We start from the raw sequence: 20189 nt of genomic DNA on the forward strand, positions 1-20189 counted from the left end.
TTGGTAGCGCATCTAATCTAACCAAGGAGTTGGATTCCTGTCTCCTTTTTTGTTTGGATGTAAATATATGTTAGGGAATTTGCTCATCTACATTATTGTTATAAAGAACGTGTCCACAATGATAGTGACTTATAGAAATAGGGAAATGGCCGACAGAAGAGGGAGATTTGACTCAATATATTCGGAAATACAAGTTAATGAAATGAAGAAAATAGCGTAAACAAAGCCCCAGCCAAGTACATATTAGTTCGTAAATAAAAAGAAGCGATTCCTTCTGAATGTACAAGGCTGAAGCTGTTAAAATACTGTTTAGTCAATTTCTACATCAAGTAAAGGAGCATATTGTTGAGATCCGAAAACATCTCCTTCACCTGGGTCGCCGCTTGGGCGGCTCCGTTTAATCGTAAATTTTATGGCATAGGCGGGATCGTATTCAACGAAGTCGGTAATACGGCTTTCGTCAATATCATAAAGCTTGGCGATCGTTTCTTTTGTTAAGCATTTACTTTGTTTTACTTTCTCGTATTGTTCCTTTTCACGGAATATGATATCAAAAGTAATTTTATCTGTCCCTGCATTTTTACTACGAATCGTTTTGGCTAATGCTTTTAAGGTAACTGACATGTTTAGTTCTCCTTTTCATTTAAGATTTTACTGATTCGCCAACCGTTTCGATTTGAACTTTAAATAATTCCAATGGATCAGAGACTGGAACTACATGATTCATAGTCCATGTGTAGGCAGGACCTGCGTAAAGTACGTCATCAGTAATAAATGCTGCCGTACCAGTTGTACCTTTCACTTCAGGAAGGCGGACATAGAAAATTTGCCGAGAAGCAAAAAGTGTTAATGCTTCAGCAGTTTCTTTTTCCTTAGCAATCCCTTCAACAATCACTCTGCACGGTTAAGTTCATTACGGGAAACGGGAGAAGAGCGTTATAGCTTTGAAATGGTTTTCCTCCAAAAAGTTATCGAGGCAAAGCTTCCTGCTTTTGGTATCTGTCGTGGTATGCAAATGATAAACGAGCTATTCGGAGGATCATTGAAAAATTTAGAAGGAGTCAATGCTGAACGACATCACCAAGAAATGAAGGGAATCATTGGGACAAAAGCTGTTCACACCATACAATTAGAAGAAGATTGCCGTGCCTTTCAATGGCTGCAGCAAAAAAACGTTGATGTAAACTCATTTCATCGTCAAGTTATTGATCAGGTTGGAGAAGGACTAGTTGTATCCGCATGGTCAGATGATGGTTATCCCGAGTGGATTGAAGGGGCAGGTGATCAATGGATTGTTGGGACACAGTTTCACCCTGAACAGCTAGTGAAAAATGATGAACGGTGGGGGAGGCTATTCATTGCGTTTAGGGAAGCAACAAAAGAGAGAAGATAAAGGAACACACCTCCATGTATATTTTCAGCACAAAATCTTTTTTAAGAAAATTCAAAATAAATATTGACACAAGCAAAAATATGAATTATGATTTGATTAACGAGGTTCACCTTTAAATCAGCTGCCCGATTTAAAACGTGAATCGATCGAGCTTTCAACTGAATATTGAACTGTATTATTTATATGGACTCTATTAGTGTAGAGCTAAAATATAAATAATAGCCAGTTATATTATGATTTTACATAATATAGCTGGCTTTTTTTGTTGCATAAACAAACATTCGGTGTATGAAATATTGGCTTTTCGCTCCATTGTTGTATAAAAGTGGGACGAAACGTTCAGCGATGCCATCACTTTCTGTTTAACTTTTAAAAAGTTAAATGCTTCAAAGTGCAGGAGTCGCTGAACGGTGTTTTTCTAGGCGGCATTCTCTGCTAAAACTTCAACGGCCTTGAAGGAGTGGCGCAGAAATTGGATGGACCGTCTGAAAAATTTTAAGTATAAAGGGGTAAGGAAATATGTGTAAATTAAGTTCGGCAGGCTGTAAAAATTGCGGAAATTGCATGAAAAACGCGGCGATGGCAAAAACGGCAAAAACGGTAAATCAGCTCATGATTTCAAGAACGAATAAGGATTTAAAACCTCAAGCGGCAAGTACAAGTTGAAATATTCATTAACGAAAGATAAAAAGGAGTCAGCTTCAAATAGGTTATTGATGTCTAGCGAAAGACGCCCAGCGACTAGTGAATTTCCATCTCCTCCTTCCGATAAGTCAACATCGACGCTTTCGCTCTTCGTGTTTCCTTTATCTCATGCGGAGCGGTCCAGTTCATACGTCGCTAAGCGGGGCGCTTTCGCTTTTCTTATGAATATAGAGAATAAAATGCGACGATTCCAATGACGACAAATATAATGAATAGCCAATAAAGTATGGCGATCACAAGGAGAATCCATCCAGCTACCTTTCGATTCGTTTGAATAAGGTAAATTCCTAATGTTAAAAGGCTAAAAATGAAACCGAGAACCCCCCATAGCCAAGGGTTTTTTCCATATTTCGGGGAATCCAATGCTAAATAAATGGCAATGACAACAGATAGGATAAGTCCTAAAAACTCCATTTTTATAACCTCCCATTAATTAGTTCCATTCATTTTATGTTGGCGAAAGGTTGTATTATGTTCAAGATTTTTCATAATATTTGTCTTCAATTTTCCATAAAATGAACTATCGATAGGGAAAGGTGTGTTCCGCCTTGAAAATACGGAGAAAGCATCAGCCGTTTATTGTTATCATAATGGTCGTTGTGCTATTCATATTCGTTCTTTTTTTTATTTCCAGCATGAAAAGCAAGAAACCGGAAGATGTCGTCAATACGTTTTATCGATATGAACAAAAAGGGGATTTCGGGAGCTCGTGGGATTTGTTTCATTCAAAAATGAAAGAACGGTTTTCGAAGAATAGTTATGTGACGGAGCGATCCCATATTTATATGAGTCATTTTGGTGTAACGACTTTTTCTTATAAAGTGCATGAAGCAAAAAAATTATCTTCTTGGAAAATGATGAAAGAAGGGCCTACTTTCACGAATGTTTATGTAGTACCCGTTGAAATAGACTTTCATAGTAAATTTGGAACATTTACCATTTGGCAAAATGTTTATGTAGTAAAAGAAAAACAAAAATGGACGATTTTATGGGAGTTTCAGTAGCTTTTTATCAATAAAATATAAGAAAAAATAACTAAAAATTTACATATTTTTAACAATTCATCCAATTCCTTTCGCTATAATAGGTTTGACAATAGTTGTTTTTGCTCCAATGAATTCTTCTCCTCTGAACAGCTTCTAAGACCCCCAGTTAAAGGAAAGACATCATAATGAAAGGGAGGCGGTATAAGAAAAAGTGCTGTTTTCACAAACTTTGTTGCTTTCGGCAACTTCCACTTTTGATGAGACTCGAAGCAATCGTCCACTTACTGTTAATAGTAAAAAAGTATCTATCTCTTAAAAGCGAAGGCGTAAGAAAAGGAAAATAAGGAGGAATTTCGATTGAAAACATATTCAACATATTTCATTTATCGGGATACCTTTGCACTTTTGCCATATTTTAATGAGTATGGAGAACTTTTTACTACTGTTATTGAAAAATATAAAAAAGTCCAAGTAGCGAAATCCCCGAAGCAAATTTTAATGGAGAATTGTGATTTCCATGGCGCCACTTTAAAAGGGAGAATCGACTCAGCGAAAAAAGTACTTCCAAGACACCGCCTCCTTCCCGTTTACATCTCTGATCATTTTAAGCTCTGCTTTTTTCCGACAAAATCGATGGAGAACGTTGATTGTCAATGGTTTTCCCAATGCGGGATCAGAACGATGGTGCAGCACGAAAAAGGTACAATTGTCGTGCTGAAAAATAACGAAAGAATTCTTGTCAGAAAAAGATATCCGATTTTATTTGATAAATGGAAGACGGCCACTTATTTAGTCGGTACATATCAGGATCGAGAACAACAAATTGCAGAGTTAATAGCGGAAGACCGTGGGATTTATCGAGATGATGAACGAGAATGGGAGGATGATTAATAAGGACGTGCTTGCCTCTTCATCTGTTCATTTTTGCAAAGCTTGGTAGAAAAATAGTTTCATTGTTATAGTTTCAGAGGCCGTGTTTTCATCAAAAGTCCCGATATGCTAGAGGATGACGATCACTTTTCTTTTCCGCCGTTGACTCGCTGATTTAAAGATAAGCTGTCAGGCTCATCTCTTTTAAAGTTAATATATTATATTTCCTCCATCAATGGACATAATTTCCTATGATTCGATATAATTTTGTTGAATCATGTACATTTATGGGGGGAAAAACGTGCAAAAATGGATGGCAGTAGTGACCTGCATTATGACATTATTTGTGATCATCTTTGGCCATTTGTATTGGAACGGGAAGATTAAAAGACATGTAAATGCTTCAGAATCTATCACAAAAGCGGAGAAAAAGGATGCGAGTGAACAATATGACGTTGTACGGCATCTTCCAGATGAATTAGTAGAAAAGGTCGAAAAGGCTGCGGAAACTGATGTGCCTTTGAACTTTGTCATTTATGGCTCGGAAGCAACCTCTACCGATGAACAGGCTTGGCCAAATCGTTTAAAAGAGAATTTGGAAAAGAACTATAACCACTATTTTAATATTTCAATATACTCAGATGAAGGGAAAACGACAAAAGATGTCATCGCAGAGAATCTATATGAAAAGATTGTGGCCGAAAAACCAGATGTCCTTTTGTTTGAGCCGTTTATATTAAAGGACAACGGTGGCGGAGTAGGGATTGAAAACACTATTCAAAACATAACGTCTATTTTAAATGAAGTTCAAAAGGCGAACCCAGAAGTGACGATTTATCTACAGCCCGCTCACCCTCTTTATAATGCTGTGAATTATCCGCGTCAAGTGGAGCGATTGAAGGAATATGCAGAAGAGAACGATTATATTTTTCTTGACCATTGGACAGCTTGGCCTGAGCAAGATAATCAAGAGCTTAAAACTTATTTAGTGGATGAAAATAATAAACCTAATGAGAAAGGAAATAAAGTTTGGGCTGACTATTTAATCAATTATTTTTATCAAGGGCTATTTTCGTAAACTTTGTTGCTTTTCGACTGTCCATGAACCGAACAAAGCACGTGGTCGGACAAATCATTTGTCCGACCATCGCCTTTTGTTCGGTTCACGTCACACTAAAGTGTGACATAGCAAGCGTGTCGCTTGCCTGGACAGTTGAAAAGCTAAGGTTGTAAAGCAACAATCTTTTAGAAAAGAGCCTTATCAAAAGCCGTAATGAGCCTGAAAAAACATTACCCTATATGTCAATAAATGCTTGTTTATAACATGCAAAAATTCGGGATGAGATTGATTTTCTCATCCCGTTAATATTTGACTTTACTCGTTGCTGGCAGTATTCGGAGTGAGCTCTAAATGCTCTTTTAATTCTTGAGATAAAGCAAGGCGTTCTTCCTCTGGTACGATCAAATAGTAAATTCCATCAATTTTTGTACCAGATCCTTTGATTTGATGTTGTATTAATGTTTGGCGAGCATCTTTATAATTTTCTTGAATGTCCCACATTTCATCAAATGTTAAGTTCGTTTTGACATTGTCTTCCACAACCTTGAACATTTCCCCAAACTTTGTAATGGATGAAATGCTCGCCCCTTTTTCGATAACTGCTTGGATCACCTGGCGTTGTCGTTCTTGGCGCCCGAAATCCCCTCGAGGATCTTGCTTTCGCATTCGGGTAAAAGCAAGCGCCTCATCACCATTTAAATGAATTTTTCCTTCCTTAAACGTATAGCCTTCATAGGAAAAGGCGTAGTTATTTTCCACCGTCACTCCACCAACAGCATCGACAATATCTTTAAAGCTTTCCATATTGACTTTCACAAAGTAGTCAACCGGAACATCCAAAAAGTGTTCCACCGTCTTAATCGCCATTTCTGTGCCGCCAAACGCGTAGGCGTGGTTAATTTTATCTTGAATACCTTTTCCGACAATTTCGGTTCTCGTATCACGCGGAATGCTTACCATTTCCATCGATTTTTTATTCGGATTTACCGTCATGAAAATTAATGAATCCGATCGACCGCGGTCTCCTTTTCGTTCATCAACACCCATTAACAATATAGAAATGGGGTCCTTTTTGCTAAAATTTACTTTCTCTTGGCGTTTTTCCGATTTATCGCGACCGATATCTTCTTGAATATTAGCAATCGTTGATGCTGCTTTTTGCCATATGTAATAGGCGTAGCTTCCTGTACCAATAATAAGAAAAGCTAATACGGAAAGGGTAATCCATAGTATTTTTTTGCGTTTTTTCTTTTGTCTTTCTGTTCTCATTCGACCCATCCTCATTTAAAAATCATATCCTAAATTTCATTATATTTTTTGTCCAATCATTCGGCAATAAAAAAATTGTAAATTTTTGTTGGGTCCGTTATCATTCTTTAGATATTCTTTACATATTTTTTATTAACTTCTAGTATTTTTACAATAAAATTGATAATAAAGAAGAATTTTATTTGAAATTGGAGGAATAACATGCAAATAAAAAAGGCGATTATCCCTGCAGCTGGATTAGGTACGAGGTTTTTACCGGCAACAAAAGCTCAGCCAAAAGAAATGCTGCCAATTGTTGATAAACCTACGATTCAATATATTGTAGAAGAAGCGGTTCGATCTGGAATTGAAGATATTATGATTGTAACGGGAAGAGGAAAGCGGGCGATTGAAGACCATTTCGATAAATCGTATGAGCTTGAAGAGACATTAGCGAGAAAAGAGAAGTGGGAGCTTCTAGACAAAGTTCAACGAATTTCTAATTTAGCGAATATCCATTATATTCGCCAAAAAGAGCCGAAAGGGCTGGGACATGCCATTCATTGTGCCCGAACATTTATCGGGAATGAACCATTTGCTGTCATGTTAGGGGACGATATCGTTCAAGCAGAGGTTCCTTCCTTAAAACAATTAATGAATGTGTTTGAGAAATATGGGGCGTCTGTCATTGGTGTGCAGGAGGTCAATAAAGAGGACGTTTCAAAATATGGAATCGTTGATCAGCATTTGCCTGCTCTTGAACAAAATGTTTATCAAATTGCTAATTTAGTAGAGAAGCCATCTGTTGAAGAAGCGCCATCGACAAGTGCGATTATGGGAAGATATATTTTAATGCCGGAGATTTTTGATATTTTAGCTAACCTTAAGCCTGGAGCAGGTGGAGAAATTCAATTAACAGATGCGCTAAAAGAATTATTAAAAACTCAGCAAGTCATCGCCTATCATTTTAAAGGAAAACGCTATGATGTTGGAGATAAGCTTGGGTTTATTAAAGCAACCATTGATTTTGGATTACAGAGAAGAGAACTAAAAGATGAGCTTTATCAATATTTACAAGATATTTTGAGCAAAAAGCGGACAAAAATATTTGACTGAGGTGGAATAACGTGAAGGTAGCGGTTGCTGGCACCGGGTATGTTGGTCTTGTAACAGGTGTTTGTTTAGCTGAGGTCGGCCATGATGTGACTTGTATGGATATAGATGAATATAAAATAAATATGTTAAAAAAAGGAATATCACCGATATACGAGCCTGGGTTAGATCCATTCATTCAACAAAATATTCAGAGTGGTCGCTTATTTTTTACCACCGATGCGAAAGAAGCTTATCGAAACAAAGAAATCATCATTGTGGCGGTCGGCACTCCAGAAAATGAAGATGGATCAGCGAATTTATCTTACATTCAAAAGGTCGTGAAGGACATCGTTGAAAACATAAACGGACCTCTCATCCTCGTCACGAAAAGTACGGTACCTGTTGGCACGAATGATCAAATACAAGAATGGATAACAGAGTGGAATGTACGACAATATCCAATTGAAGTGGTGTCCAATCCAGAGTTTTTAAGGGAAGGTTCGGCTATTCATGACACGTTTCATGGCGATCGCATTGTCATTGGTGCAAATTCACGAGAAGCAAGTGCTCAAGTTGCCCGCCTGTACGAACCATTTCACATTCCAATTGTCCAAACAAGCATTCGTAGTGCAGAAATGATCAAATATGCCGCAAATGCCTTTTTAGCCACAAAAATTAGCTTTATTAATGAAATCGCGAATATTTGTGAAAAGGTCGGGGCCAATATTGAAGATGTTGCCTATGGGATAGGACTTGATCAGCGAATTGGTCCTCACTTTTTAAAAGCAGGCATCGGCTATGGAGGCTCCTGCTTCCCAAAGGATACGAAAGCTCTTGTCCAAATAGCCGGTAATGTCCAACATCAATTTGAGCTTTTAGAAGCGGTCATTAAAGTGAACAATAAACAGCAAGTAAAGCTTGTCAAAAAAGCAAAGCAGATCTTTGGCTCTTTAAACGGCAAAAAATGTGCCATTCTTGGCCTTTCGTTCAAACCGAACACAGATGATGTTCGTGAAGCGGCTTCGATTGTCATGGCGAAGGAATTAGTAAAAGAAGGAGCAGCTGTTGTAGGCTATGACCCGATTGCAATCGACAACGCCAAGTCCGTATTAGGAGATTCCATTCAATATGCTCACTCCATTGAGGAAGCCGTTCAAAATGCCGACATCGCTTTGATCGCAACAGAATGGGAAGAAATTAAACAATTTCCTCTCCGAAAATATGTTGAGCTTATGAAGACTCCCTATGTGTTTGATGGGAGGAATTGTTATTCTTTAGAGGAAATAAAAAAATATCGACTTAAATATTATTCGATAGGCAGGAATTAAAAAATATTTAGCTTGCTTCTGTTGGCAGGCTTTTATTTATAAACACTTATGGTCTTTAAATTTTTTATATAGTAAAATAAATCATAGTTTGCGAAACTTTTCATATTGCAGGTGATCAATTTGGCAAAAATTAAGGTCATGACAATCTTTGGAACAAGACCTGAAGCGATTAAAATGGCTCCTCTTGTAAAGGAATTGGAAAAATATCCTGATAAAATTGAATCCATTGTGACCGTAACAGCACAACATCGGCAAATGCTTGATCAAGTTTTAGAAATTTTTGGGATTAGACCTGATTATGACCTAAATATTATGAAAGAACGACAAACATTGGTTGATATTACGACAAGAGCATTACAAGGTTTAGATGATGTCATGAAAAGTGTCAAACCAGATATTGTTCTCGTTCACGGTGATACAACGACTACTTTTGTGGCAAGTTTAGCAGCGTTTTATAATCATATTTCAATAGGTCATGTTGAAGCGGGATTACGTACATGGAACAAGTATTCTCCATTTCCAGAAGAAATGAATCGTCAGTTTACTGGTGTATTGGCAGATTTACACTTTGCTCCTACAAAAAAAGCTTATGAAAATTTAATCAGTGAAAATAAAAAAGAAGAATCTATTTTTATTACTGGAAATACGGCAATTGATGCACTGCAAACAACTGTCAAACAAAACTACACACATGAAGTATTAGAGAAAATCGGAAGCGACAGAATGATTTTGCTCACAGCTCATCGACGCGAAAATTTAGGAGAGCCGATGCAAAATATGTTTCGAGCTATTAAACGAATAGTAGATGAGTTTCTTGATGTACAAGTCGTTTATCCGGTTCATTTAAATCCTGCTGTTCGCGAGATTGCAGATGAGATTTTAGGAAATGATGAAAGAATTCATTTAATTGAACCGTTAGGAGTGTTTGATTTCCATAACTTTGCTTCAAGATCTTACATTATTTTAACTGATTCCGGAGGTGTTCAAGAAGAAGCGCCATCATTAGGTGTCCCAGTTCTCGTTTTAAGAGATACAACCGAACGGCCTGAAGGAATTGAAGCAGGAACTTTAAAGCTTGCTGGAACAAATGAAGAAACGATTTATCAATTGGCGAAAGAATTGCTTGTTGATGAAGATTCATATAATAGAATGGCACAAGCATCGAATCCTTACGGGGATGGCAAGGCTTCTGCAAGGATTGTACAAGCCATTTTATTTCATTTTGGATTAATAAATAAAAAGCCTGAATCTTTTCAAATATAATATTTTGATTTTATTGTTTAAAATCCGATGGTATTCTTCATCGGATTTTAAATTTTCAACTGGTCAAGGATTTTCAGTTTTTGTCAACAATGTCTGTTGACTTATAAAGAAATTTATCATATAAAAAGACTGGTTGCTTTTTTATTTGTTTATAATCATTTTACAAGTCTATCTTCATTTAAAATTTTTCGATATAATAGCAATTAAGTTTGAAATTTAGGCAAGAATAAAGGAGATTTTTTTGTTATGGATAAAAAAGTTTGTGTTATAGGATTAGGATATATTGGTTTACCGACAGCAGTTATGTTTGCCAATCATGGATTGAAAGTTCATGGGGTAGATATAAACGAAAATGCTGTAAAATTGATTAATAATAAACAACTTCATATAGAAGAAAATGGTTTGCAGGAGCGCCTCAATAAAGCGATCGATGAGGGAAACTTTACAGTATCTACAAAACCAGAACAAGCAGATGTTTTTATCATTGCTGTACCGTCTCCAATAAATGAAGAGAAGAAAGCTAACCTTGACTATGTAAGGGAAGCGACAAAATCGATAGTTCCATATTTACGAAATGGAAATTTAGTTATTTTAGAGTCTACAGTACCGCCAAGAACAGTTGAAGATGTGATGATTCCTATTTTAGAGGAAACTGGTTTAGAAATTGGTGAGGAATTATTTGTCTCACACTCTCCAGAACGTGTCATTCCAGGAAGAGTATTTGAAGAATTGGTTAACAATGACCGTATTGTTGGAGGAATAAATGAAAAGTCAAGTGAAATGACAAAAAATTTATATGAAGTATTTGTCAAAGGGACTATTCATATTACTGATGCTACGACAGCAGAAATGGTAAAAGTAATTGAAAATACGTATCGAGACGTAAATATTGCATTTGCAAATGAATTAGCTAAAATTAGTGAAAATATTGGTGTAAATGTATGGGAAGCGATTAAATTAGCAAACTACCATCCGCGTGTCAATATTCATTTGCCAGGGCCTGGAGTAGGTGGTCATTGTATTGCTGTTGATCCATGGTTCCTCGTTGAACTACAGCCTGATGTTGCGAAAATGATTCATCTTGCTAGAACAATTAATGACGGCATGCCAGCTTATACAGCCAATAAAGTTAAGCAATTGTTTGCAGAAAAAAGAATTGCTCATGGACGTGTTGCTATATTAGGCCTTGCATTTAAAGGCAATATTGATGATATGAGAGAAAGTCCTTCAATTGAAGTAATTCATCACTTAGAAAAATTAGGTATTGATTATACAGCATATGACCCACATATTAAAGAAAACAAGTTGGAACGTCAAACGCAAAACTTAGAAGAAGCAGTAAATCATGCAGATTTAATTTTAATTTTAACTGACCACAATGAATTTAAGGAAATGCTTCCAGAAAAGATTGAAGGAATGCGTTCGAAAATGATTTTAGATACAAAGAATTGCATAAATCGTTTTGCTTGGGAAAAGGCGGGATTTACTGTTGTAACTCTAGGTGATTCCAAAAACCTTCATAAAATATAGGTGATAAAATGAAAGAGAATATTCTTGGTGTTCAAATATCGCCGCTAAATTACGAACAATTAATATCATCTTTATTAAAAGACATTGATGAAAAGAGAAAAGCTTTTATTGTAGCGATTAATCCAGAAAAAATTATGAAAGCTCAAGAGGATGAACAATTAAAAGAATTGCTAAATAAGGCGACATACCAAATTCCTGATGGAATAGGCGTGATTTTAGCATCTAGATTAAAGGGAGGAAACATTCACTCACGTGTTACAGGAATTGATTTAATGTTAAAAATTTGCGAGGCAGCAGCAAAGCACCATAAAAAGGTATTTTTATATGGTGCTAAGCCTGGTATTGCTGAGAAAGCAAAAGAAGAGCTTATCAAACAATTTCCAGGGTTGAACATTGTTGGTGTACTGCATGGCTATGAAAAAGATATCGACATAATTCGTCATACAATTAACGAAGCCAAACCAGATATAATCTTTGTCGCTTTAGGAAGTCCACGTCAAGAATATTGGATACTTGAAAATATGAACACTTTATATCCAATGATTTTCCAAGGCGTTGGTGGTTCATTTGATGTCATTTCCGGAAATCTTAAAAGAGCTCCCGAATCTGTTCAAAAATTAGGCTTAGAATGGCTTTACAGATTAATTAAAGAACCGTGGAGATGGAAAAGGCAATTGGAGTTACCTAAATTTTTACTGCGGGTATTAAAAAGATAATTTAATTGTTAGCCCTTGTTTAAAACTTGCCTTTTTTCCGACATTTTCATATTTGTTGGAAAAAGGCTTTTCTCATGAAAATGAAACGATTATTAATTTATTTGGTGAATGGTAAAGATTAAACTCTGACAGAGCAACAGGAGGATGAATTGTGAATAGCCCCCTAAAAACATTGGTGTCAAAATTTGAATTATTTCTGATATTTTTTATAATTTTGCAACCATTTATTGATTTGCTAACATCATTTTCAATATATATAATGGATGTTCATTTAACATTTGGAATTATTATTCGCTTTAGTGTAATGATTCTTATTTTGGTTTATATTTTATTTGTTACACAAAAAAAATTCAGAAAAAATATTTTCTTATATTTCATACTATTTGGGGTGGTTTTATTAATTGGGCTCATAAATAATTTACTAGTAAAAGACCCTATAAGTTTGTTTTCTGAATTAAGGAATATCGCAAAAATTGCTTATGTTCCTATCATGTTGTTTGGGTATTTAGTTGTTTTTTATAGATTAAAAGAACATAAGGATATTAAAAGGCTGGTACAGCGAAATATTTTTATTTCCATGATTGTTGTATCAGTAGTGATGATTATAGCAACTTTAACGAATACGGGGATACAGAGCTATGAGAGTGAAAAACTTGGCCATCAGGGTTGGTTTTTTGCTGGGAATGAAATCGGTTCTATAATGGCAATCTCCTTTGCCGTCGTAGTTTATTATGCATTTCAAAACACAAAATCATGGAAAACAATATATAATTGGTTGCCGGTATGTATGCTAATTTTCTCTCAACTAGTCATTGGTACAAAAGTAGGGTATGGATCTGTTTTGATCGTTTTAGTTGTAGCATTATTTATTTTTCTAATAGAGAAATTTAGATATAGAAATCATTCTGTTTTAACAAAAAAGTATAATGTAAATGTAATAATGAGCTCTGTAGTATTATTCGTGTTTTTGCTGTTGACCCCATATACACCTGTAGCATATAACATGAATGTTCACTTATCTTGGGTAGGATTGGATCAGGAAGAAATTAATCTAGAAAGTGACGAAAAAGATGCAGAATCTGAAAATCAAAAAATGAAAGAAAAAGAAGAAAAAGAAAAAGCTGTACAGAATGTTTTATTAAGTGGAAGGGAGCATTTTTTAGAACAGCATAAAGAGTACTTTGCAGAAGCCCCTTTGTCTCAAAAGCTTTTAGGTATGGGTTATGGCGGCAATTATAAAGATGAGGGAAAAACAGTAGAAATGGATTTTTACGATATATTTTTTTCTCTCGGTATTTTAGGATTTATCTTATATATCACTCCGTTTATATATTTGGCGTTTTATGTGGCTCTTTCTATTTTTAAAAACCTAAGACAAAATTTAAATAGTGAAGTTGTATTATTTGGTTCTGCAATCATGCTAGGAATGGGAATTGCTTATACAGCAGGACATGTACTAACAGCACCGGCAGTTAGTATTTATTTGGTTGTTTTGATTGCTTATTTATACAACATATTGGAGAATAAATATAGCTAATATTATTCAGTAACATACATCGCTCCCTTATACATCTTTATATAATTAAAAGAATGGGAGGAAATATTTTGAGTGAAATTAAAAATGTCAAGGGTATTTTCTTTTCCAAAGGAATCTGCGAATGTGGGAGTGAAATAAAAATAAATAGCAAAAATTTAGTAGATAGAGAAAATAGTTATATTTCTCAAGTTCCTTTGATATGTGGAAATTGTGGTAAAAAGTACAATGAAATTGTAAAACGTAAGCTATCAATAACAGATAAAGTTAAAATGATGATAATATTAGGCGCTATTTCCTTATTAATGTTATTTGTGTTTTATAAATTATCACTATTCATTGTTACCTTTTATCATCGCTGATCGATTTTATTAATTAGGAGGGATTTATTCTGAACGAGAAAGTACTTATTATTATTCCTGCATATAATGAACAAGATACGATATTTAATACAGTTAATAAAGTAAAAATGCTTAAGGATTATGATTATATTGTTGTTAATGATGGTTCTTCTGATCGTACAAAAGATATTCTAGAGGAAAACAACTTTAATTATTTAGATCTACCTATAAACCTTGGAATTGGAGGTGCTATGCAAGCTGGCTATAAATATGCGTTGCGAAATAACTACGATTATGCGATTCAATTAGATGCTGATGGCCAACATGATCCAGATGATTTGAAAATTTTAGTTAATACAATTAAAAACTCAGAATATGATATGGTAATTGGGTCTAGATTTATTGAAAAAACAAATTATAAAGGAAGCTTTTTTAGAAGAGTCGGAATATATTATTTTTATTTAATGATTAAAGCTTTAACAGGTGTTAAAGTAACTGATCCAACATCAGGCTATAGAATTGTTAATAAAAGAATTATTAAAGAATTTGCAAAAAGATATCCGCAAGATTATCCAGAAGTTGAAGTAGTTGTTGATTTAGCTAAGAAAAAATATAAAATAAAAGAAGTTAAAGTCGAAATGAAATCAAGACAAGGTGGGAACTCTTCCATAACACCAATAAAATCTATTTATTACATGACAAAGGTATCGTTCTTTTCTTTGATAAGAAGGGTTTTTTAGGAGGGAGCTATGAGTATCGTACAAATTATATCAATAATCATTGCTATTTTCTTTTTAATTCAAGTAATGGCTTTTACAAGTAAAAATAAACTTAGGGACCAACAAGCATTCTTTTGGATTTCGATTTCCATTATCGGATTACTCATCGCTCTGTTCTTACCTATACTAAATAAATTATCAACAATAGTTGGAATTCAGTACATGCCTTCAATGGTATATGTAATAACATTTATATTTATCTTAAGTGTATTAGTATATCAGACAACATTATTATCCGACCAACAAGAAAAAATAAAAAATTTGGTGCACGAAGTAGCATATTTGCGCAAAGAATTAAAAGAGAAAAACACCCAAACGGAGAATGATCAATGAGTGCAATAAACTTTATTTTAATATTAGCGAATACATTAATTCTTGTCAGTGGTCAATTTTTATGGAAGTTTGGAATACAAAAAGGCTCATTTTCCTTTAAGTCTTTATTCTCTATTTTCCAAATGTTTCTTTCTCCATACATTATTGGAGGCCTATTTTTGTATGGGTTTGCTACGGTTTTATGGCTTTTTATCTTATCAAGAGTTCCTTTAAGTGTTGCTTATCCAATTCAAAGTTTAGCGTATATATTTGCGGTGGTAGGAGCTTATTTTATTTTTAATGAATCTATCACTATTTATACAATTTTAGGTTGTATATTTATTATGCTAGGTGTTTCATTAATTGGGTTTTCTCCTGGAAAGCTCAATTAACGATTGAGGTGATTATTTTGAAAATATGGTCAATAAAAAACTTACCAATAACCGTTATTTTAGTTTTTTCACTATTTATGCATTTGTATTTTTTGATTGAACATCCTGGCTTTTTTGCTTTATTTGATGCGCGTGATGCAGAAAAATACCATGAAATGGCTTGGCAACTAATAAATGAGGGAATTTATGGCTACAATTCAGATACATCTAATGCATATGTTACTCCAGGTCACCCGTTGTATTTGACCGCAATTTTTTTAATAGCTAAGTTTTTCCACATGAATGAAATAGAACTTGTAAAAGTTATTAATATGTTTTTGAGTTTATCAATTATTTTATTAATATATTTAGCTTCGAAAAAAATTTTTAAAAATGAAGTTGTTGCCTTAATTAGTGCATTACTATTTTCTACATATTTAAGTCCGTTACATTTTTTTAGATCATTATTGACCGAGCTCCCTGCTACATTTATGTTTACACTTAGTATATTTGTATATGCCTTATCTTTTGAAAATAAAAAAGTATGGCATCATATACTTTTTGGTTTTGTTGCTTCTATAACATTAATGTTTAGACCAACCCCTGCACCATTATTATTATTAGCTTGGCTGTTTATACTTATTAAACATAGATGGAAAACTGCGATTAATATTGGTTTATTATGGTGTATAGGTCCGATTTTCATTATTTTACCATGGGTTATAAGAAATTATATTCAATTTGGAAAACCTTATATTTTTTCTTCACATTCAGGGAATCCGTTGTTAGCTGGAACTAATCCTTTTTATTTAGATGATTTTGAAACATATCTTAAAAAGGCTGAAGAACTTGGTCTTACTCAAGAGGAATATGCAATATTACGAATAAAAGAAGGCTTTAAAGAGAATTTCAATTTATGGTTTAGTTGGTTTACTTTAGGGAAGACCATTTATATGTTTAAAGAACCGGCTTCATTATTAAATTATTGGGGAGTTTTTCCTACTTTAATTAAAGGTTTTTATATTTTACAACATTTTTATGTTGTAATTGTTGGGTTTTTATGTGGCATTATCTTTAGAAAAAATAAAGAAGTATTAGGGGTTTTCTTGATATTATTAGGTTATGTAGGAATTTCAAATGTCTTTTTACCACTTCCAAGATACGGATTTTATATTATTCCTGTTTTATGCATTTTAAGTGGTTACGCAACATATAAATTTATAATTTTCATCATTGATTTCTTTAAAAAAAGAGCTATTCTTTAATATATGCGGAATAAGCACGATAAGCTAATACATTCAATATACTGAGTATTTAAACACAAATTTTTTATAATAAATATAGTTTTTGGTTGTCTAGTAATTTTAGCCTAAATGGATTTAATGTAGCAAATGAATGTAACAAAATTCGATAAAATTTGATATACTACTAATGTATTCCATTTATTACAATATCAATAATGGAGGTTAGACAATGAATGTATTTAATTAGATTAAGTAAAATATTTACTTTTGTTACATGTTTCAGCTTATTATTATCTTTAATACTGACAAATTTTGTATTTGCTGAATCAACAGAAACTGACGATTCAATACAAAAAGTTTTACTATTAGAAGAATTATCGGTAGAAAATGAAGATTATAGTTTAACATTTAATGAAAATTCTATTTTCTATGTTAGAGAAGTAGAAAATCATATATTTTTAAGAATTGGTGATAATGAAATAGAAATAGAAAACCCTGAAAAACTTCAGTTATTAGAAACAATATATTTATCAGATCTAGAAAAAGAAAACGAGAAAGAGATTGGAATAGTTACTCATTTAAAAGAGACTAACTTATATGCAGATGAATCTTTGCTAGAAGAACAAGGGAAACTATTAAGGTTCAAAAATCTTCCTGTTTTTGCTGAAGGAGATAATTTCTTAAAAGTAAAAGTAGGCTATCAATTTTTTTATATACCTAAAAAAGATGTGAACTATGTAAAAAATGAAGAAGTTAACGAAAATTCAGATTTAAATGAAACAGATAAAGAAAACGAAAATAATAACACTGAAAATACAGAAAATATTAATGAACTTAATCAAAAACACCAAGCTCCTTTTGAAAATGAAACTACATATGAACAACAACCCGATAATGAAACTGTAACAAATCAGGATAACGGTGATGTTGATAAGATCATTCAGGCAGAGGATACGCAAAAAGTAGAACAAAATAATAAAGAAGATTTAGAATCCAATAGCTATAATGAAATGACAACATCACAATCTGGAACTTTTACAGTTCAATCAATTTCTGTCCAATTTGGAGAATATTTTAAAGTCAAAAATAGTAATGTAAGTGTGTATGATAATAGTTCAGGAAAGTTAATAAAAGTTGGTGAACTAGTAAAAAATCAGATATATCCAATTGTTTCAGTGGTAGGAAACTGGCATAAAATTAAATTTGGAAACGGTTATGGTTATGTATGGAAGGAAGCAACGGAACCAGCTGATATTTACAATATAAGTAATTTAAATAAAGGCGAGCGAAATAGTGGTAGAATAATTATTACTCTTTCCACACTAACCGTTTATGATAATTCGTCTGGACAGCTAGTTCCTTTTGGAACGATTGAAAAGGGCAGAGAGTATCCAATCATTGGAGTAGCCGGGAATTGGTATAAAATAGATTATGCAGGCCGAATAGGTTATGTATATGCACCAGCAGCGAGATTAACGTTTGCATCAGGAGATCGGTATTTCAAAGTAGTAGAAAATAATGTATCAGTATATGACAATAGTTCTGGCCAATTAGTGAAGGTTGGTAGTCTTACTAAAGGTCAGGTATATCCAATTGTTTCAGTGGTAGGAAACTGGCATAAAATTAAATTTGGAAACGGTTATGGTTATGTATGGAAGGAAGCAACGGAACCAGCTAATATTTACAATATAAGTAATTTAAATAAAGGCGAGCGAAATAATGGTAGAACGATTATTACTCTTTCCACACTAACCGTTTATGATAATTCGTCTGGACAGCTAGTTCCTTTTGGAACGATAGAAAAGGGCAGAGAATATCCAATCATTGGAGTAGCCGGGAATTGGTATAAAATAGATTATGCAGGCCGAATAGGTTATGTATATGCACCAGCAGCGAGATTAACATTTGCATCAGGAGATCGGTATTTCAAAGTAGTAGAAAATAATGTATCAGTATATGACAATAGTTCTGGCCAATTAGTGAAGGTTGGTAGTCTTACTAAAGGTCAGGTATATCCAATAGTTTCAATTGTCGGAAACTGGCATCGAATCAAATTTGGAAACGGTTATGGATACGTATGGAAAAATGCAACAGAACCGGATAACGGCAACGGTTTGAAGAATTTGAATGATGGCTTAAAAAATACCAAAAAAACATTTACAGCTATGGCAAATTTATCAGTTTATGATAATACCTCTGGGAAATTAGTTTCTTTTGGGATGATTGATAAAGGAGTAAATTATCCGATAATTGGTGAAGCTGGAAATTGGTTTATAATTGACTTTTCTGGTCGTATTGGATATGTAACAAAAATGTTTGCAGAAACAAAAAAATACGTCTCTTCCTTTTACTTACCAGTATACCGCTCACTTGATGAACTAGAAGAATATAAATTACATTCAACAATCTATAATAAAGACTATACAAGATACGCAGAGTTGTATTATGGAGATACATTAGAAATATTAGAGGAAAGTAAGTATGCAGCTAAAGTAAAATTAAATGATGGAAAAATTGGTTGGGTTCAGAGGGATTATATTGAAGATTCAATAACAGAAGATTGGTGGTTAGTAAAAGATGGAAGGAATCTTAGATCTTCATATACTACAAATAGCAGTGTAATAGGATTTATCCCGAAGAATTCAAAGGTTAAAGTACTTGATTATAAATATGATGAAAATCAGGCGTATAAGTCATGGGCTTATATCGAAACAGAGAATGGACAACGAGGTTGGATATGGGCAGCACTAAGCACTGCAATTCATAATGAGCCACCATATAGAGAAACAGGATATAATTTAATTAAATATGAGTTTAATAAGGAGAATACTGTTGTAAATGAAATTACTTTATTTACACCTTTAAATACAGCTGCAAATGTAACAGCAAGTGATTTAAATAATTATATTGCGATGAAAACAAATGGAAAGGATTCTCTTTTAGTTAATACAGGAGAGTATTTCTTAAAAGCATATACTTTAACTGGGCTAAATCCAATCTATCTTTTATCACATGCAATTCATGAAACTGGTTGGGGGACATCGGGGATTGTTAATTCAAAATATAACTTCTATGGAATAAATGTAACGGATACTAATCCTAATGATGGATATGATTATTCTTCTATAGAAGGTGGTATAGTTGAGGGAGCTAACTGGATCATGAAAAACTATATTAAACGTGAAGAATATACAAATTCTTCATATAATTATAGCCAACCAACACTTGATAGTATGAGAAATGATAATAGCTGGCATGAATATGCAACAGATGAATCCTGGGCTGTTAAAATTGTTGAGCATGCTAAGGGAATATTTGAATATTTAAAGTCATTAGGGAAATAACAATTGACAGGCTTTAATAGATTAAGGTGCACTTTAAAGGGTGCACCTTGCTATTTTATAGATAATTTTT

21 protein-coding genes are annotated in these 20189 nt (G+C 33.7%); 17 read left to right on the top strand and 4 right to left on the bottom strand.

What is annotated here, in order from left to right:
• Positions 1-309: 309 nt before the first annotated feature.
• Positions 310-624, bottom strand: a complete 315-nt coding sequence (locus J2S06_RS04765) for a DUF4387 domain-containing protein (RefSeq protein WP_044893090.1) — start codon at positions 622-624, stop codon at positions 310-312.
• Positions 625-643: 19 nt separating this feature from the next.
• On the bottom strand, positions 644-895 hold the full coding sequence (locus J2S06_RS04770) for a hypothetical protein (protein WP_419151469.1): 252 nt from the start codon (positions 893-895) through the stop codon (positions 644-646).
• A gap of 54 nt (positions 896-949) precedes the next feature.
• On the opposite strand from J2S06_RS04770, the gene J2S06_RS04775 reads away from it, so the two are divergent.
• Positions 950-1393, top strand: a complete 444-nt coding sequence (locus J2S06_RS04775; protein WP_419151470.1) for a gamma-glutamyl-gamma-aminobutyrate hydrolase family protein — start codon at positions 950-952, stop codon at positions 1391-1393.
• Between the two features lie 519 nt (positions 1394-1912).
• Positions 1913-2059 (top strand): hypothetical protein, encoded by a 147-nt coding sequence (locus J2S06_RS04780; protein ID WP_160299087.1) that lies wholly within the window; start codon positions 1913-1915, stop codon positions 2057-2059.
• A gap of 198 nt (positions 2060-2257) precedes the next feature.
• Here the strand turns inward: J2S06_RS04780 and J2S06_RS04785 are convergent, their stop codons facing one another.
• The gene (locus tag J2S06_RS04785) at positions 2258-2512 is read right to left on the bottom strand and encodes a hypothetical protein (RefSeq protein ID WP_419151471.1); all 255 of its coding nucleotides are present in this window, start codon (positions 2510-2512) and stop codon (positions 2258-2260) included.
• A 134-nt stretch (positions 2513-2646) separates the two neighbouring features.
• Between J2S06_RS04785 and J2S06_RS04790 the strand changes: the two genes are divergently transcribed.
• From J2S06_RS04790 to J2S06_RS04800, 3 genes are all read left to right on the top strand, one after another.
• Positions 2647-3102, top strand: a complete 456-nt coding sequence (locus J2S06_RS04790) for a hypothetical protein (protein ID WP_419151472.1) — start codon at positions 2647-2649, stop codon at positions 3100-3102.
• A 339-nt stretch (positions 3103-3441) separates the two neighbouring features.
• Positions 3442-3975, top strand: a complete 534-nt coding sequence (locus J2S06_RS04795) for a competence protein ComK (protein ID WP_052659406.1) — start codon at positions 3442-3444, stop codon at positions 3973-3975.
• A gap of 280 nt (positions 3976-4255) precedes the next feature.
• Positions 4256-5032 carry an SGNH/GDSL hydrolase family protein gene (locus tag J2S06_RS04800; protein WP_419151473.1) on the top strand — a complete coding sequence of 259 codons (777 nt, stop codon included), beginning with the start codon at positions 4256-4258 and terminating at the stop codon, positions 5030-5032.
• A gap of 297 nt (positions 5033-5329) precedes the next feature.
• On the opposite strand, the gene tagU is transcribed toward J2S06_RS04800, so the two are convergent.
• A complete protein-coding gene (gene tagU / locus J2S06_RS04805) occupies positions 5330-6283 on the bottom strand; it encodes a polyisoprenyl-teichoic acid--peptidoglycan teichoic acid transferase TagU (RefSeq protein ID WP_044895683.1) in 954 nt (317 codons plus the stop codon).
• Between the two features lie 201 nt (positions 6284-6484).
• Between tagU and galU the strand changes: the two genes are divergently transcribed.
• The 12 genes from galU to J2S06_RS04865 all read left to right on the top strand — a co-directional run bounded on the left by galU (position 6485) and on the right by J2S06_RS04865 (position 20119).
• Entirely contained in the window at positions 6485-7378 is an 894-nt protein-coding gene (galU, locus tag J2S06_RS04810; RefSeq protein WP_044895682.1) for a UTP--glucose-1-phosphate uridylyltransferase GalU, read from the top strand.
• Between the two features lie 11 nt (positions 7379-7389).
• Complete coding sequence (locus tag J2S06_RS04815) at positions 7390-8685, top strand: UDP-glucose dehydrogenase family protein (protein ID WP_044895681.1); 1296 nt, start codon at positions 7390-7392, stop codon at positions 8683-8685.
• Between the two features lie 138 nt (positions 8686-8823).
• Entirely contained in the window at positions 8824-9948 is a 1125-nt protein-coding gene (gene wecB, locus J2S06_RS04820; protein ID WP_044895684.1) for a non-hydrolyzing UDP-N-acetylglucosamine 2-epimerase, read from the top strand.
• A gap of 246 nt (positions 9949-10194) precedes the next feature.
• A complete protein-coding gene (locus J2S06_RS04825) occupies positions 10195-11478 on the top strand; it encodes a nucleotide sugar dehydrogenase (protein ID WP_419151474.1) in 1284 nt (427 codons plus the stop codon).
• An 8-nt stretch (positions 11479-11486) separates the two neighbouring features.
• A complete protein-coding gene (locus J2S06_RS04830) occupies positions 11487-12194 on the top strand; it encodes a WecB/TagA/CpsF family glycosyltransferase (protein ID WP_044895679.1) in 708 nt (235 codons plus the stop codon).
• A 151-nt stretch (positions 12195-12345) separates the two neighbouring features.
• Positions 12346-13731, top strand: a complete 1386-nt coding sequence (locus J2S06_RS04835) for an O-antigen ligase family protein (protein WP_419151475.1) — start codon at positions 12346-12348, stop codon at positions 13729-13731.
• 68 nt (positions 13732-13799) lie between these two features.
• Entirely contained in the window at positions 13800-14090 is a 291-nt protein-coding gene (locus J2S06_RS04840) for a hypothetical protein (protein WP_419151476.1), read from the top strand.
• A 29-nt stretch (positions 14091-14119) separates the two neighbouring features.
• The gene (locus tag J2S06_RS04845; protein WP_419151633.1) at positions 14120-14809 is read left to right on the top strand and encodes a glycosyltransferase family 2 protein; all 690 of its coding nucleotides are present in this window, start codon (positions 14120-14122) and stop codon (positions 14807-14809) included.
• Between the two features lie 9 nt (positions 14810-14818).
• Positions 14819-15181: a DUF2304 domain-containing protein gene (locus tag J2S06_RS04850; protein ID WP_419151477.1), complete on the top strand. Its 363-nt coding sequence runs from the start codon at positions 14819-14821 to the stop codon at positions 15179-15181.
• Positions 15178-15552, top strand: a complete 375-nt coding sequence (locus tag J2S06_RS04855) for an EamA family transporter (RefSeq protein ID WP_419151478.1) — start codon at positions 15178-15180, stop codon at positions 15550-15552. Before J2S06_RS04850 ends, J2S06_RS04855 begins: the two co-directional genes overlap by 4 nt.
• A gap of 17 nt (positions 15553-15569) precedes the next feature.
• Positions 15570-16796, top strand: coding sequence for an ArnT family glycosyltransferase (locus J2S06_RS04860; RefSeq protein WP_419151479.1), 1227 nt, complete (start codon positions 15570-15572; stop codon positions 16794-16796).
• 212 nt (positions 16797-17008) lie between these two features.
• Positions 17009-20119: an SH3 domain-containing protein gene (locus J2S06_RS04865; RefSeq protein ID WP_419151480.1), complete on the top strand. Its 3111-nt coding sequence runs from the start codon at positions 17009-17011 to the stop codon at positions 20117-20119.
• Positions 20120-20189 lie beyond the last annotated feature (70 nt).

This window comes from Bacillus alveayuensis (assembly GCA_030812955.1).
Lineage (GTDB): Bacteria > Bacillota > Bacilli > Bacillales > Aeribacillaceae > Bacillus_CB > Bacillus_CB alveayuensis.

What these genes read in the sequence shown, in the direction of transcription:
- wecB (WP_044895684.1), top strand. Translation starts at nt 8,824, where the DNA reads ATGACAATCTTTGGAACAAGACCTGAAGCGATTAAAATGGCTCCTCTT.
- J2S06_RS04830 (WP_044895679.1), top strand. Translation starts at nt 11,487, where the DNA reads ATGAAAGAGAATATTCTTGGTGTTCAAATATCGCCGCTAAATTACGAA.
- tagU (WP_044895683.1), bottom strand. Translation starts at nt 6,283, where the DNA reads ATGAGAACAGAAAGACAAAAGAAAAAACGCAAAAAAATACTATGGATT.
- galU (WP_044895682.1), top strand. Translation starts at nt 6,485, where the DNA reads ATGCAAATAAAAAAGGCGATTATCCCTGCAGCTGGATTAGGTACGAGG.
- J2S06_RS04855 (WP_419151478.1), top strand. Translation starts at nt 15,178, where the DNA reads ATGAGTGCAATAAACTTTATTTTAATATTAGCGAATACATTAATTCTT.
- J2S06_RS04765 (WP_044893090.1), bottom strand. Translation starts at nt 624, where the DNA reads ATGTCAGTTACCTTAAAAGCATTAGCCAAAACGATTCGTAGTAAAAAT.
- J2S06_RS04780 (WP_160299087.1), top strand. Translation starts at nt 1,913, where the DNA reads ATGTGTAAATTAAGTTCGGCAGGCTGTAAAAATTGCGGAAATTGCATG.
- J2S06_RS04850 (WP_419151477.1), top strand. Translation starts at nt 14,819, where the DNA reads ATGAGTATCGTACAAATTATATCAATAATCATTGCTATTTTCTTTTTA.
- J2S06_RS04785 (WP_419151471.1), bottom strand. Translation starts at nt 2,512, where the DNA reads ATGGAGTTTTTAGGACTTATCCTATCTGTTGTCATTGCCATTTATTTA.
- J2S06_RS04865 (WP_419151480.1), top strand. Translation starts at nt 17,009, where the DNA reads ATGTATTTAATTAGATTAAGTAAAATATTTACTTTTGTTACATGTTTC.
- J2S06_RS04775 (WP_419151470.1), top strand. Translation starts at nt 950, where the DNA reads ATGGTTTTCCTCCAAAAAGTTATCGAGGCAAAGCTTCCTGCTTTTGGT.
- J2S06_RS04825 (WP_419151474.1), top strand. Translation starts at nt 10,195, where the DNA reads ATGGATAAAAAAGTTTGTGTTATAGGATTAGGATATATTGGTTTACCG.